General features: G+C 66.0%; 12 protein-coding genes. 6 read left to right on the top strand and 6 right to left on the bottom strand.

All coding sequences use genetic code 11. From position 1 onward, the window contains the following. Positions 1-172: 172 nt before the first annotated feature. The 4 genes from OG203_RS34230 (at position 173) to OG203_RS34215 (ending at position 6,398) form a co-directional block, all read left to right on the top strand. A complete protein-coding gene (locus tag OG203_RS34230; protein ID WP_405161351.1) occupies positions 173-1,798 on the top strand; it encodes an acyl-CoA synthetase in 1,626 nt (541 codons plus the stop codon). Between the two features lie 170 nt (positions 1,799-1,968). Beyond that, positions 1,969-3,627 carry an acyl-CoA synthetase gene (locus tag OG203_RS34225; protein WP_405161350.1) on the top strand — a complete coding sequence of 553 codons (1,659 nt, stop codon included), beginning with the start codon at positions 1,969-1,971 and terminating at the stop codon, positions 3,625-3,627. A 222-nt stretch (positions 3,628-3,849) separates the two neighbouring features. After that, a complete protein-coding gene (locus tag OG203_RS34220) occupies positions 3,850-4,413 on the top strand; it encodes a hypothetical protein (protein ID WP_405161349.1) in 564 nt (187 codons plus the stop codon). A gap of 506 nt (positions 4,414-4,919) precedes the next feature. Further along, positions 4,920-6,398, top strand: a complete 1,479-nt coding sequence (locus tag OG203_RS34215) for a PepSY-associated TM helix domain-containing protein (protein WP_405161348.1) — start codon at positions 4,920-4,922, stop codon at positions 6,396-6,398. 192 nt (positions 6,399-6,590) lie between these two features. On the opposite strand, the gene OG203_RS34210 is transcribed toward OG203_RS34215, so the two are convergent. From OG203_RS34210 to OG203_RS34190, 5 genes are all read right to left on the bottom strand, one after another. Next, entirely contained in the window at positions 6,591-7,082 is a 492-nt protein-coding gene (locus OG203_RS34210) for an FBP domain-containing protein (protein ID WP_405161347.1), read from the bottom strand. A 213-nt stretch (positions 7,083-7,295) separates the two neighbouring features. Further along, on the bottom strand, positions 7,296-7,550 hold the full coding sequence (locus OG203_RS34205) for a hypothetical protein (RefSeq protein WP_405161346.1): 255 nt from the start codon (positions 7,548-7,550) through the stop codon (positions 7,296-7,298). Positions 7,551-7,559: 9 nt separating this feature from the next. Further along, a complete protein-coding gene (locus tag OG203_RS34200) occupies positions 7,560-9,290 on the bottom strand; it encodes a sodium:solute symporter family protein (RefSeq protein WP_405168100.1) in 1,731 nt (576 codons plus the stop codon). Positions 9,291-9,514: 224 nt separating this feature from the next. After that, on the bottom strand, positions 9,515-10,639 hold the full coding sequence (galK, locus tag OG203_RS34195; protein WP_405161345.1) for a galactokinase: 1,125 nt from the start codon (positions 10,637-10,639) through the stop codon (positions 9,515-9,517). A gap of 195 nt (positions 10,640-10,834) precedes the next feature. Beyond that, positions 10,835-11,092 (bottom strand): hypothetical protein, encoded by a 258-nt coding sequence (locus tag OG203_RS34190; protein ID WP_405161344.1) that lies wholly within the window; start codon positions 11,090-11,092, stop codon positions 10,835-10,837. Between OG203_RS34190 and OG203_RS34185 the strand changes: the two genes are divergently transcribed. Then, positions 11,091-11,777, top strand: coding sequence for a hypothetical protein (locus OG203_RS34185; protein ID WP_405161343.1), 687 nt, complete (start codon positions 11,091-11,093; stop codon positions 11,775-11,777). The two genes, OG203_RS34190 and OG203_RS34185, sit on opposite strands and share 2 nt — an antisense overlap. A gap of 8 nt (positions 11,778-11,785) precedes the next feature. Further along, positions 11,786-13,348 (top strand): diguanylate cyclase domain-containing protein, encoded by a 1,563-nt coding sequence (locus OG203_RS34180; RefSeq protein WP_405161342.1) that lies wholly within the window; start codon positions 11,786-11,788, stop codon positions 13,346-13,348. A 1-nt stretch (position 13,349) separates the two neighbouring features. On the opposite strand, the gene OG203_RS34175 is transcribed toward OG203_RS34180, so the two are convergent. Continuing rightward, positions 13,350-14,129, bottom strand: coding sequence for a DUF6319 family protein (locus OG203_RS34175; RefSeq protein ID WP_405161341.1), 780 nt, complete (start codon positions 14,127-14,129; stop codon positions 13,350-13,352). Between the last annotated feature and the right edge of the window lie 75 nt (positions 14,130-14,204).

The raw sequence follows: 14,204 nt of genomic DNA, 5'->3' as shown, positions 1-14,204 counted from the left end.
TTCTCTGTTCGACTACCCCCTACCGGTATCGAACGCCCTCCGCGAGGCGCTGTCAAATAACCGTCGTCATGTGACCCCCGACACGCCGCTGCTACGGTAGTTATCTCAGTTACGCCGTTCGATATCGCTTAGGTCGAGTACCGACGCGAGTTTGCTGGTGGAGGTGTTCGACATGAAGGTGGCGCACGCGCTGGAGGCTGTCAAAGCGCTCGGAGTGCTCCGGTCCCGTGGGGTTTCCGATCCGCGCAAGCCGCTGGAAACGATTCGGACACTGAATGAATCGCAGATATTCGGCCCGCAGGCCACCTTGATCCGGCATGCCGCGCGCATCGCGCCCGAGTCCATCGGACTGGCCGACGAGCGCGGCGAACTGACCTACGGGCAGCTCGACAAGCAGTCGACCGCGATCGCGCGGGGTTTGCAGGCGGCGGGGATCACCGAGGGCACGGTCATCGGCGTGCTCGCCCGCGATCACCGCGGTCTGATCCTGTCGATGGTGGCCGCGAGCAAGCTCGGCGTGCGGGTCGCGCTGATGAACACCGGGTTCGCCAAGCCGCAGTTCGCCGAGGTCTGCCAGCGCGAGAAGGTCAAGGCGATGCTGCACGACAGCGAGTTCCTCGGCCTGCTCGACGCGCTGCCCGCCGACCTGCCGCGCTTCCTGACCTGGGTGGACGAGGGTACCGAATTGCCTTCGGGCGCACAGACTCTCGACGATCTGGTGCAGAACAACGCCAGTGCCGACCTGCCAAACCCGAGCAAGCCGGGCGGCTTCATCATCCTCACCAGCGGCACCACCGGCCTGCCGAAGGGCGCGACAAGGGTCAAGGTGTCGCCACTGGCCACCGCGCAGTTCCTCGACCGAATTCCCTTCCCGGACAAGGGTGCTCAGGTGATCGTGTCGCCGATCTTCCACAGCACCGGGTTCGGCACCTGGCTCGTCGGCATGGCCATGGGCAATAAGGTGGTGGTGCGCAGGCGATTCGACGCCGAGGCAACGCTGCGGCTGGTGGCTGAGCACAAGGCGGAGATGCTGGTCGCGGTGCCGACCATGCTGCACCGGATGACGGAACTGGATCCGGCCATCCGCGCCAAGTACGACATCTCCTCGCTGAAGTGCATCCTGCTCGCGGGCTCCGCGCTGTCGCCGGAGCTCACCATCAAGGCCACCCAGGTGTTCGGGCCCGTGCTGTACAACCTGTACGGCTCCACCGAATGCTCGGTCGCCACCGTCGCCAATCCGGAGGAACTCGCGCTGGCCCCCGGCACCGTCGGACGCGCGCCGATCACCTGCGAAGTGCGGCTCTACAACGACAACGACAAGCAGGTCAGCACGATCAATACGACCGCGCGCATCTTCATCCGCAGCGGCACACCGTTCGAGGGCTACACCGACGGCCGCAGCAAACAGATCATCGACGGCTTCATGTCCAGCGGTGATGTCGGCCACATCGACGAGCACGGACTCCTGATGGTGGACGGCCGCGACGACGACATGATCGTCTCCGGCGGCGAGAACGTCTTCCCGCAGGAGGTGGAGAACCTGCTGCTCGAGCGTCAGGACATCTTCGACGCGGCGGTCGTCGGGGTGGACGACGCCGAATTCGGCAAGCGGTTGCGCGCGTTCGTCGTTCCCGAGCCGGGCCACACCCCCGACAGCGAAGAGATCAAAGCCTTCGTCAAGAACAATCTGGCCCGCTACAAGGTGCCGCGCGAGGTGGTCTTCCTCGATGATCTGCCGCGCAACCCGACCGGCAAGCTGCTGCGCCGGGTGCTGGTGGAGTACGAGGTTCCCGCCTGATCGGGGCGGCGCGACCCCAACTGGTTACCCATCGGTAGCTAGTGTTGAGATACGTGACACACCGGGTTACAGATGGTTGCTATTGTTAGCGATAGCACTGGATCCCGAAGCTGCGGTCCGCACCACCCACCGGCTCGCACCGGGTGGGACCGCCGGAAGGTTGTTGTCGAATGGTTGTCTCCTTCCCCGCGTTGAGTGGCACTGCGCGCAAGGCCGGCGTTCTCGCCCTCGGCGTGAATGTCATGGTCAAGCGGCGGCTGTTCAATCCGCTCCGCCCTGATCACGCCGCGCGGTCCGCGTTCAACGTGCTCAAGTTCGGCCCGTTCGCCGGTGTGGTCATGCACGCCGCACAGACCAGACCCGGCGCGGGCGCCATCGTCGACGAGGGCGGTGAGCTGACCTTCGGCCAGCTGAACGAGCAGTCGAACGCGCTGGCCCGCGGCCTCGCGGCACAGGGTCTACAACCCGGTGACGTGGTGGCGGTCCTGGCCCGCGACCACCGAGGCATGGTGCTGAGCCTGCTCGCGACCGGCAAGCTCGGGGTGCGCACGGTGCTGATGAACACCGGATTCGCCAAGCCGCAGTTCGCCGACGTCGCCGCGCGCGAGCAGGTGAAGGCGGTGCTGCACGACAGCGAGTTCGTCGACCTGATGAGCGCCATCCCCGCCGAGATTCCGCGGGTGCTCACCTGGGTCGACGCGAAGGACAATGTCGATCCGTCGACCGCGACCATCGAGTCGCTGTCCGCGGGCCGGTCCACCGATCCGCTGCCAGCACCCGCGAAGCCGGGCGGCATGGTGATCCTGACCAGCGGCACCACCGGAACCCCGAAGGGCGCGCCGCGCGACCGGGTGAGCCCGTTCGCCTCCGCCCAGTTCGTCGACCGGGTGCCGCTGCCGCACAACGGCACCATGATCATGGCGGCGCCGATCTTCCACGGCACCGGGCTTTCCCAGTTCACCATCGGCCTCGCCCTCGGCAACCGGGTCGTCTTCCAGCAGCGCCGCTTCGACCCGGAGCAGACGCTGGCAAACATCGTGAAGCACCGGGCCGATTCGCTGGTGGTCGTGCCGACCATGCTGCAGCGCATCCTCGACCTCGACGACGAGGTGCTCGCCAAGTACGACCCGAGCACCATCAAGGTGATCTTCGCGGCGGGCTCGGCCATCGCGCCCGACGTGGTCACCCGCACGCTCGACTACTTCGGCGACAGCCTCTACAACCTGTACGGCTCCACCGAATGCGCCGTGATGACGGTCGCCACCCCCGAGGACCTGCGCAAAGCGCCGACCACCGCGGGCAAGGCTCCGGTCGGGATCAAGATCGTGTTGCTCGACGAGAACCGCAAGCCGATCACCCGGCCGAACGTCACCGGCACCATCTTCGTCGACAACGGCTTCGCGTTCACCGGCTACACCGACGGCCGCACCAAGGAGGTCGTCGACGGCATGATGTCAAGCGGCGACGTCGGGCACTTCGATGCCGACGGCCTGCTCTACATCGACGGCCGCGACGACGACATGATCGTCTCCGGCGGCGAGAACGTCTTCCCGCTCGAGGTGGAGAACCTGATCGCCGGGCGCGAGGACATCTTCGAGGCCGCCGTGGTCGGTGTCGACGATCGCGAGTTCGGAAAGCGGTTGCGCGCGTTCGTCGTTCCCGGCCCCGACTCCAAGCGCGACCCGCTGGAGATCAAGGACTTCGTCAAGGCGAACCTGGCCCGCTACAAGGTGCCGCGCGAGGTGATCTTCCTCGACGAGCTCCCCCGCAACGCCACCGGCAAGCTGCTCCGCAAGCCGCTCATCGAGATGGAAGTCGACGCGAGCTGACCGCTCCGGGCGCCCTGAGTCGGGCAGCTCCGATCGTCTCCGCCATAGCCGCACGCCTTCTGATTTGCCGCACCGAGAACCGCACATGCGATTTCCGGTGCGGAAGATCAAACGGCGTGCGGCTGTGATTCGCATGTGATCGCCGCGGATTCGGTTTCCGGGTGTTTTTCGGGCGTTTGCCGACAGGGTGGATGCGCGCAATTCGTCGGCTACTATCAGCGCGTGAGTATCGAGTTCGGCCGGTCCGCCGCGGGGCACCGCGGCGCCGTCGCGCGGGTGCGCGGTGGTTCGGCCGGTGCGATCTCGGGGACCATTTCCGTTGCGGCACACGGTTGGGCGTCGGGCGGCATGTCGCCGGACGGTACGACGCTGGCCCTGTTGGTCGCGGCCGCAGCGGTGATCGGCGCCTCCGTGGCCGGTCTCGCGCCACTGCGTGACACCTCCGTCGGATTGATCACCGCGCTCATCGCCGGGCAGCTGCTCGGCCATCTGACCATGGGGTTCAGTTCAGGTCACCTGCATCACGGCGATGCGCAGCTGACACCGGCGATGCTCACCGCGCATCTGCTAGCGGCCGTGGCCGCCGCCATCGTGATCCGCGGCGCGGAAGCCGCCTACCGGACGGGCACCTCGGTGCTCTTCCAGGTATTGCGGTCCCAGACGCCCGCGCCTGTCCTCGCCGACGCAGCTCCGCTGCGCATCAGCCATCGCGACCGCGTCATCCTGCGCGTCTTCACCACCGAATCACTGCGGACCCGCGGGCCACCAATCGCTGTCAGTAGCTGATCTCGCTGCGGCGCTAGAGGCACGAAATGCGTGTTCCGGCACGCACCTTGGACGTGCTCGCGAACATTGGGCAAGCCATCGCATATCGCGCAGTCGATCCACCGGCGCATCGCAGCACGAGACCGCACCGCCGACATAGGCGCAACAGTCACTGCGGCTGTCATCGCTGAAAACGTTGACGTCGCCGATCCGTTGATGTCGCTCATACGTTGCCAATCCGTTGACGTCGGAGTCTCGTTGACATCGCCGCCCCGGTCGGCCTCGTCATCCCTGTTGGCATCTCCGCCGCCGCACCGGCATCGATGCTGCCGAAGCCTTTCCCAGACGCAGCCGAACCCGCGTGTGCAAGGCCCCGAATCACGGCGATCCGACGCAGCACCCTCGACATATGTTGTGGCTCAACGCATGCCGCAGACACGTGCCGTACTTCCCCTGAGCCACAGAGTCCCGACCGCACATCGGAGACAACGCCCGCCCCCACCGGGTTCCCGAACCGCAGAAACGAAATGACCGTGAGCACAACAGAAACCATTACCCCCGACGCCGAATTACCCCCTCCCGCACCCGAGCACACCCCCGCGCGCCCGAGCACACCTGCGGCTCGAAATGGGCTGTACGCGTTGGCCATGCGCCTGCATTTCTACGCGGGCGTATTCGTCGCCCCGTTCATTCTCGTCGCCGCCGTCACCGGCGCCCTCTACGCGATCTCGCCGACCCTCGAGTCGATCGTCTCGCACGACCTGCTGACCGCCGAGGCGACCGGTACCCCGAAGCCGCTGTCCGAGCAGATCAGCGCCGCCGTCGCGACCCAGCCGAACCTCGCGTTGGCCGCGGTCGCACCCGCCCCTGGCGCGCAGGACACCACCCGCGTGCTCTTCAATGACCCGTCGCTCGGCGAGTCCGAGCGACGCGCCGTCTTCGTCAACCCGTACACGGCGCAGCCGGTGGGCGACTCCGTCGTCTACGGCAGCTCCGGCGCACTTCCGTTGCGCACCTGGATCGATCGGCTGCATCGCGATCTGCACCTCGGCGAGCCCGGCCGCCTCTACAGCGAGCTGGCCGCGTCCTGGTTGTGGGTCATCGCGCTGGCCGGTCTGGTGGTGTGGTGGCGCCGGGTGCGCACCCGGCGCAACCGGAACTCGGCGGGCTGGCTGTTCGCGCCGGACCGTTCGCAGAACAGCCGAGGCCGGACGGTGAACTGGCACGGGTCCGTCGGCATGTGGGTGCTTCCGATCATCCTGCTGCTGTCCGCGACCGGCATGACCTGGTCGACCTACGCGGGCGCGAACATCACCGAACTGCGTCAGCAGCTGAGCTGGACCACACCCACGATCACCACGGCATTGCCGGGAACCACTGCACCCGTTCATGATTCGAGCGGCGATCAGCACGGCGGCCACGAAGCAACGCCCGCTGCGGCCAACCCGAACGACCGGATCGCCCAGGTCGATCAGGTCTATGCGACCGCACGCGCCAACGGCGTGACCCAGGGCGCCGAGATCACCATCCCGGCCAAGCCGGGTCAGGCGTTCGCGGTGAAGGAACGGCGGATGCCGGGCACCTACACCGTCGACGCGGTCGCGGTCGACGGCGCCACCGGCGCGGTTACCGATCGCCTCGCGTACGCCGACTGGCCGCTGATGGCCAAGCTCACCAACTGGGGCATCCAATTCCACATGGGCCTGATGTTCGGGCTGCTCAATCAGTTGTTACTGCTCGCCGTCATGATCGGACTGATCACGGTGCTGGTGCGCGGCTACCTCATGTGGTGGCGCAGGCGGCCGACCAAGCGGGCGGGACGGCCCGCGCTCGGCCGGGCGCCGCGACGGGGCGCGTTGCGCAGGACCTCGCCGTGGTACGCGGTGCCGGTGATCGCCGCTGCGCTGCTGGTCGGCTGGTTCGTCCCGCTGGTCGGGCTGAGCCTGCTCGTGTTCCTCGCCGTCGACGTGCTGGTGGGGCTCAGGGCGAGAATGCGTGCGGCGTAAGGCGGTTCCTCTCCGGATGAGGCGGTCTGGCTACTGGCGGCCAGGCCGTCTCGACCGGAGAGGAACCCCGTGCACCCCGAGTGTGCTTGCGCTGTCGCGGAACTCGGGGTGCGGGTTCGGCGGGCCGAATGTCAAGTGTCGGCGCATGGCATCTACCTCCATTTCGAATACGCGGACTTGGTCAGCTAGCGGCTAGCTGTAGAGCCTGGCGATGAACGCCCGCACATTGGCGAGCATCCGCTCGACCTTCTCCTCGGGGTTCAGATTCTCCCGGTACCGATTGCCGAGCGCCGGGGTCTTCTTGCCGCGCGCGTACAGCGGGCAGGCGAGATCGGTGCACATGTAGGTGCCGATCGTGTTGCCTTTGCGTCCGGACGGACCCGCCTTGGCCGCCGTCAGCAGGGAGACGCCGCTGCCGGTGTGCGTGGTCAGGCAGATCGAGCACATCTGGGCTCGACCCGACCCGCCGGTTTCGTAGCGCAGCGCGACCCCGACCAGCTCGTCGTCGTCGTTCGGCATGACCAGATAGCACCGGCCCGGCAGCGACGGATCGCTCCAGCCGAGGAAGTCGAGGTCGTCCCAGGGACGATCGTCGAGATTCTGTGGCACCGGCAGCTTTTTGGCCTCGGTCTTGGAACAGTTGATGAACGACGACCTGATGTCGCGCTCAGTCACTGGTTTCATGGCGTTTCACTCCATTCCTGATTCGTTAGCTGAACAAACCGAACTAACGGTACGGTGCGCCACTTCCCTCGAACAAACGCATTTCGCTCAGGAATACCCGCTGGTCAGCTACTTGTGAACAGCATCACCGGACCGATCGGTCTGCGCTGCGCGATACGCAACGCACAACGAAGGCCCCGCCCGTGGATTGGGCAGGGCCTTCGCACGCGTTCGCTAGGGAGTGGTCGACGGCTCCTCGTCGATCTCCGCGGCAGGCGATTTCTCCGGCACGGCGATCGGACGCAGGACGACCCAGGCGATGAAGAGCAGGCCGACTATGGCCATCCCCAATCCCGCCCAGAGGTTGACGTTGATGTTGCCGGTTTTGGCTTGGTCGGCGGCGGTATTGCTGACCAACCCGGTGATGACCAGGATGACGCCGTAGCTGCCGAGCAGGGTGCCGACGATGGTGCGGATGTCGAAAAGCATTGCGGCTCCTTATCCGACGATGATGTTGAGGGCGATGACGAGCACCAGGGCGATGCCAGCGAGCAGCACCGGGCGCTGATACCAGGGCAGTGAACCCTGCTCCGGATCGGTGCGTGCTTCCTTCGGGGTTTCCGAATAGACCAGGCCGACGAGTTCGGCCACGGGTTTGGGCTTGGTCACCTGGGTGACGAGCACGCTCACCACGATGTCGACCACGAACGCGACACCAGCGGCCAAGAAGCTCGAACCCTGGCCGGACAGGTGGAACACCTTGGTCTGGTGCAGGATGAAAACCACCACGGCGGAACCGGTTCCGAAGACCAGACCCATCCAGCCCGCGGTCGGCGTCATCCGTTTCCAGAACATGCCGAGGATGAACGTCGCGAACAGCGGTGCGTTGAAGAAGCTGAACAGGGTCTGCAGATAGTCCATCATGTTGCTGAAGCTCGACGCGATGAACGCGGTGAAGATCGCCACCACGGTCGCGCCGACGGTGGCCAACCGGCCGACGGTCAGGTAGTATCCGTCCCGGCGGTCCTTGCGCACGTACTGCTGCCACAGGTCATAGCTGAACACCGTGTTGAACGCCGAGATGTTGGCCGCCATACCCGCCATGAACGCCGCGAGCAGACCGGCGATGCCGACGCCGAGCAGGCCGTTCGGCAGCACCTCCTTCATCAGATACAACAGCGCCTGGTTGTAGGTGGTGTCGCTGGTGAAGTCCGGATTCGCGACCTTCGCCGCCTTGTACTCGCTCATCTGCGGCACGAGCACCGCGCTGATCATGCCGGGAATCACCACGATCAGCGGGATGAACATCTTCGGATAGGCACCGAGGATCGGGGTGCGCCGCGCCGCCGAGATGGAGTGCGTCGCCAACGCGCGCTGCACCTCGACGAAGTTGGTTGTCCAGTAGCCGAACGAGAGCACGAACCCGAGCCCGAACACGATGCCGATCACCGAGAGGATGTTGTTGCTGAACCCGCTGAGCTCGTTACCAGGCCAGGAATCCAGTTGCGCACCGCCGCCCGGTGACGCGGTCACCTTGTCCCGCAGGCCATCCCAGCCGCCGACCTTGTGCAGGCCGACCAGGGTGAGCGGCAGCAGCGCCGCCACGATGACGAAGAACTGCAGCACCTCGTTGTAGATCGCGGCCGACAATCCGCCGAGGGTGATGTAGGAGAGCACGATCACCGCCGCGATGACCACCGACAACCACAGCGGCCAGCCGAGCAGCACGTTCAGGATGCTGCCGAGCAGATACAGGTTGACGCCAGCGATCAGTACCTGGGCGATCGCGAAGCTGAGCGCGTTCACCAAGTGCGCGCCGGTGCCGAAGCGCCTGCGCATGAACTCGGGCACACTGCGCACCTTCGAGCCGTAGTAGAACGGCATCATCACCACGCCGAGGAACAGCATGGCGGGCACCGCGCCGATCCAGAAGTAGTGGAAGGTGGGGAAGCCGTACTGGGCGCCGTTGGCCGACATGCCCATGATCTCGACGGCACCGAGATTCGCGGAGATGAACGCGAGCCCGGTCACCCAGGCGGGCAGCGACCGCCCGGACAGGAAGAAGTCGATACTGGACGAGACGCGCTGTCTGGCGAGCAGGCCGATGCCGAGTACGAACACGAAATACAAGGCGACCAGGGCGAAGTCGACGGGAGACGCGTCAAGTCGCAGAGTTGATGAAGCATCTAAATAGGTCGATGCCGTCGACCGCGGTTCGGCGGCGAGCAGCGCGGACGTCAGAACAGGTGAATCGGCAAGCGGCACAGCGTCCCTCCTGGCGGTGAAACCGGGCGTCGAGCGAGATTCTCGTGGTGCGAGAACGTGCGTCTACGGGTACTGCGTGGCGCGCGCGACTCACTCGTCGCCGACCGAATGGTGTCGGCCGACACCTACTCTGCGTGATTGTGCCTCACTCGCGGGCCACAATGGGACACAAAAACCTGGGCGCTCGATCAGTCGGCGCGGTGCGCACCGGCCGCCGGGCCGACGACGAAGGTGCGCGGCTCGGCAAAGCCCGCGTCGGCGAACCGATTCCGCACGGCGGCGACCACGGCGTCGGTGTGCTCTCGATCGACGAGCGCGATGACACTGCCGCCGAATCCACCGCCGACCATCCGCGCGCCGTGTGCTCCCGCCGCGACCGCCGCGTCGGCCGCCGCGTCCAGCGCGGGCGTCGACACCTCGAAATCGTCACGCAGCGAGGCATGTCCCTCGGTGAGGATCGGCCCGATCGCGCGTGGATCCGCACCGGACCGCAATCTTTTGGCAACTGACAACACTCTCGCGTTCTCGGTCACCACGTGGCGAGCCCGGCGACGCAACACGTCGTCGGAGATCCGGTCGAGCGCGGCCACCGAATCGACATCGCGCAGCGCGGGTACGCCGAGTTGTGCGGCGGCAGCTTCACATTGGGCGCGGCGCTCGGCGTAGCCGCCGTCGACATGTTCGTGCGGCTGGCCGGTGTCGATCACCAACAGCTCCAGCCCGAATCGCGCGAGGTCGAACGGAATCTGTTCGTGCGCAACAGCATTCGCATCGTCGCTGGCGGCGAAGCGTCGCACGTCGAGGAACAGCGCGTGCCCTGCCGTGCACATGATCGAAGCCGACTGATCCAGCAAACCGGTCGGCGCGCCGACATAGTCGTTCTCCGCGGCACGGGCGACCTCGATCAGTTCGCGGTCGGTGACGGTGGGCGCGAACAGATCCCGCAGCGCGATCGCCACCGCACAGGACAGCGCCGCGGACGACGACAGCCCGGCACCGATCGGCACCGCACCATCCAGCGCGAGGTCGACCCCACCGATCGCGTGGCCGCGCCGCACGAATTCGGCGACAACGCCGAGCGGATACCGCGACCACCCCGGCACCCGATCCCGCTGCGCCGCCAGCTCGCCCACCCCGACGAGCACCGTCTCGTCCGGCCGCTGCCGCGAGACCACCCGCACGTTCCCGTCCGCACGCACGCTCGCCGCGCACTCCACCACCAGCGGCAACGCGATCGGCAGCACATAGCCGTCGTTGTAGTCGGTGTGCTCACCAATGATGTTGACCCGCCCCGGCGCAACCCACGTCCGCACTTGCCCTCCGTTTTTGTCGTGTCCGCTTGCCCCGCCCCACGTTACGAGACACGCCGCAGGAGCATTGCTTTCGGCCGTCGAAGGTGCGCGATTCGCGTTTGTGGGGCACAGTCGAATTTGTTGCAATACCGGCCTGCAAATTGGGGTCGGGTTTTCTGGAAGAGCACTATGATTCACACCATCCCGCGCAGCGGTCTAGTAGGGCCGCATGGTCACCTCCCGCCGCGCACCTCCTTGGAACACACCGGCCGAGTGCGCGAGCCGATCCTGTGGGGTAACCACCTCTACCGCGGGTACGCCACCCGGCATGCCAATGAACCCAGCGAGACAGCGGGCATCGGCTGGGTGCAGCGCGACGATGACTTCCGGCGCAGGCCTTTTCGTCGAGCACGAGGCCGAAACCGAAGCCGTCGAAACGGTGAGGACGCTGATCCAGTCAAGCGTGGATGACATGACACGCAACCGGCCGGAAAACTTCGGCCCGGTCCCCCTGCGCACGACCGAAACTCGCTTCGCCGGCCGCGCCGACCTGCGCATCGGGGCTTGCCGCATACCATACGATCCACTGGAGTTGGCGCCAATGAACAACCTGCACCTCACCATCGAAACCAAGATCCCGGACGAGCAGATAGCCGTATTCCACCGCCTGTACGAGGAGTCGTTCGGCCCGCTACGCACCAAAACGCTTGTCAAGCAGGTGCTGGATCCCGACGAATTCCGGGCGGAAATGGTCGATCCCAGGGTGGACAAACACGTGGTATGGAATGATGCCGGAGAACCGATCGGGCTGACCACACTGACCAAACACCTCGACACGATCTCGTGGATCAGTCCGGAATATCTCACCGCTCGATTCCCGGAACACGCGACGCGCGACGCGATCTATTACGTCGGCATCACCCTTGTTGCGCCAAGTGCACGACAAGGACCCGCATTTCGTGCCATGATCGAATCAGTTGTCCAGGTTCTGGTTGCCGACCGTGCCGCGGTCGGTTGGGACATCTGCTCGTACAACAACACTCGGTCCTGGTTCACCGAACGCGTGTTGACGATGCTCGGCACAGCGAACCTCGAGGTCTCGGTGGAGGATTCACTAACCTTCTACGGGGCCTGGTTCACCGGGGATGGAGCGACCTAGGGGGGCTGATGGCAGTCGCAGAGCGACAGTCGGAGCGGCGATACCTGCTCCGAACACGATGGTACGCACTGCTTCTCGGGGGCAGCGCGGTCATCATCGGGCTCCATCTGACGGCCGGTTCCTCGCTGCTGTCGTATCTCACGATGACGGCCATCGTTGCGGGCACGCTGGCCATGATCGGCTTCGGCCTGTGGGCACACCGGCCCGCCCATCCGCTGCCGTGGTATCTGCTGTCGTGTTCGGCCGTGCTGTCCGCGACGGGGGCCGCGTTGCGCGATGCCGACAACGGCCTGAACGACGCGTTCACATTGCTCGGATACCTGACGGTCGGCCTCGCCGCCCTGATCTGGCTGCGACCGCGTCAGGTGCGCGGCAACTATGACCTGCTGCTGGACTCTGGGCTGATCGGGCTCGGCGCGCTCCTCGCGTCGTGGACTTTCCTCATCTCACCGATCCTCCAGACGCACGACACCGTGCTGCATACGATGGTGGCGGCCAGTTATCCGGTGCTCGACGCGCTGTTGCTGACGCTCGTCGCGCATTCGGTGGCCACCTCGACCCGCTCGGAAACCTCACTAGAACTGGTACATCTCGGGCTGGGCGCGGCACTGCTCGGCGATCTCGCCGACAACCTGACAGCGGCGGGCACCGTGACGATCAACCGCGACATGCAGGTAGGGCCACTACTCGCGGCGTACGCGATCGTCGGCGTCGCGGCGCTGCACCCGACGATGACGAGTCTGGGGATGCCACGGCGGATCCATCCGCATCACTCGCGTCAGCGTGCCAGCTTCATCGCGGTCGCGTTGATCGTGGCGTCGCTGGTGCCGATTGTCGGCTCCTCGCTGGACCCGTTGAATCGGGCGGTGGTGTCGTCGCTGTTCGCACTGCTGCTTATCGGGGTGCTTGTCCGCAGCGAGCGCGCCATCGTGCGCAGCTCCCGCAGCGAGCGGCGCGCGCAGTATCAGGCCGACCACGACGTGCTCACCGGGCTGTTGAACAGATCGGCGTTACTACGCGCACTGCACCGCAACACCGAGCGCTGGGCGGAGCAGCCGTTGTGTCTGCTGTTCATCGATCTCGACGGCTTCAAGATGGTCAATGACAGTTATGGGCATGCGGTGGGGGATGAGCTGATCGCTAACGCGGCCTCGCGAATTCGGCGGGTGGTGCAGCGCGATGATGTGGTCGCGCGGTATGGCGGTGACGAGTTCGTGGTGCTTTCGCCATTGGATCGGCAGGAAGCCGCGACCCTGGCCGAGCGGCTGCTCGGCGCGTTCGTCCGCCCTTTCGAGTTGAGCGCCGGCGAGATCCCGATCACCGCCAGCATCGGGATCGCCTGCGGGTGTCCGCGCAGCACCGAGTCGACCGTCTACGACCTCATCCGGGACGCGGATTCGGCCATGTACCACGCGAAGGAATACTCGCTCGGCTACGCGTTCCACGACGACGCGCGGCACGCGCCCGACTCCGTGCGGCACATGGCCAACGACCCGGCGCGGCACGCCCCGAACGAGTCGGGGCGGCGGATCTGGCGCGCGAGCACCAGATCCACCAGCACCGCGGTCTGAACTAGTCGACGAGCTCGTCGAGCAGCCGCCTTGCGGCCTCCAGCTCGGCCTGCAGCTGCTGCACCTTGGCCTCCTGCGCCTCCCGTGCCGCGTCGAGAATGCCCGCCACCACTTCGGCCACCTCGGGATGCAGAATCTTGGCGGCCTGCGCCACCGCCGAACTCGGCACCGCGAGACCACGTACGGCGCGCTTCTTGCCGCTGACCACGTCGACGGACCATTCGCCGTCGGCGGTTCCGGTGAGCGTGACGGTGACCTCTGGCGTCTTCGCCTTCGGCCGGGCCGGCGCCTTGGCGGCCTTGGTCGCGGTACCCGCCGTGGCGGGCTTGGCGGCGGGCTTGCTCGCGCCGCTGTCTTGTTCGTCCGATTCCGGGGTGCTCGCAACGGGTTTCGGGACGACCGGTGGCGGCGTGACAGAACTGGTAGTGGTTGGTGTCGCAGTGCTCGTCAAGGTCGACGGCTGGGTCACGGGTGATTCCTTCCTGGTTGTCGACTTCGGCTGGGCAGTGGAAACGGTCGCCGCCCCTCGTGGCGGCTTGGTCAACGTCACTTCTGTCGGAGAAAAGGACAGTACATCCTTCGATCCGGTGGGCCGGACCTGCAGGAAGTCTCCATCGGCCGGGTCGCCGAGGGAGATCACCTTTCCCGACCGTCCTTCCGGCACGCCCACCGCGGCGGCGGTGAACCACACCATGGGCGGGCGGCCGCCGGCGATATCCGTGGCGATCCGCTGAATCTCGCTGTCCGACAATGGCTTGGGCTTGGTTTTAGGCGACGGCATGGTGACTCCGAGCAATATTCGTGGATGGCTGCGTGCACAGATGATGCCGCACCGCACCGACAGATTTACACTCTG

Source organism: Nocardia sp. NBC_01499 (assembly GCF_045040275.1).
In the GTDB taxonomy this organism is placed as follows: Bacteria; Actinomycetota; Actinomycetes; order Mycobacteriales; family Mycobacteriaceae; genus Nocardia.
This window is presented reverse-complemented; position numbering and strand designations above follow the sequence as displayed.

Excerpts from the sequence above, each read along its gene's own strand:
- OG203_RS34230 (WP_405161351.1), top strand. The coding sequence starts at position 173 with ATGAAGGTGGCGCACGCGCTGGAGGCTGTCAAAGCGCTCGGAGTGCTC.
- OG203_RS34225 (WP_405161350.1), top strand. The coding sequence starts at position 1,969 with ATGGTTGTCTCCTTCCCCGCGTTGAGTGGCACTGCGCGCAAGGCCGGC.
- OG203_RS34215 (WP_405161348.1), top strand. The coding sequence starts at position 4,920 with ATGACCGTGAGCACAACAGAAACCATTACCCCCGACGCCGAATTACCC.
- OG203_RS34210 (WP_405161347.1), bottom strand. The coding sequence starts at position 7,082 with ATGAAACCAGTGACTGAGCGCGACATCAGGTCGTCGTTCATCAACTGT.
- OG203_RS34205 (WP_405161346.1), bottom strand. The coding sequence starts at position 7,550 with ATGCTTTTCGACATCCGCACCATCGTCGGCACCCTGCTCGGCAGCTAC.
- OG203_RS34185 (WP_405161343.1), top strand. The coding sequence starts at position 11,091 with ATGACACGCAACCGGCCGGAAAACTTCGGCCCGGTCCCCCTGCGCACG.
- OG203_RS34190 (WP_405161344.1), bottom strand. The coding sequence starts at position 11,092 with ATGTCATCCACGCTTGACTGGATCAGCGTCCTCACCGTTTCGACGGCT.
- OG203_RS34180 (WP_405161342.1), top strand. The coding sequence starts at position 11,786 with ATGGCAGTCGCAGAGCGACAGTCGGAGCGGCGATACCTGCTCCGAACA.
- OG203_RS34175 (WP_405161341.1), bottom strand. The coding sequence starts at position 14,129 with ATGCCGTCGCCTAAAACCAAGCCCAAGCCATTGTCGGACAGCGAGATT.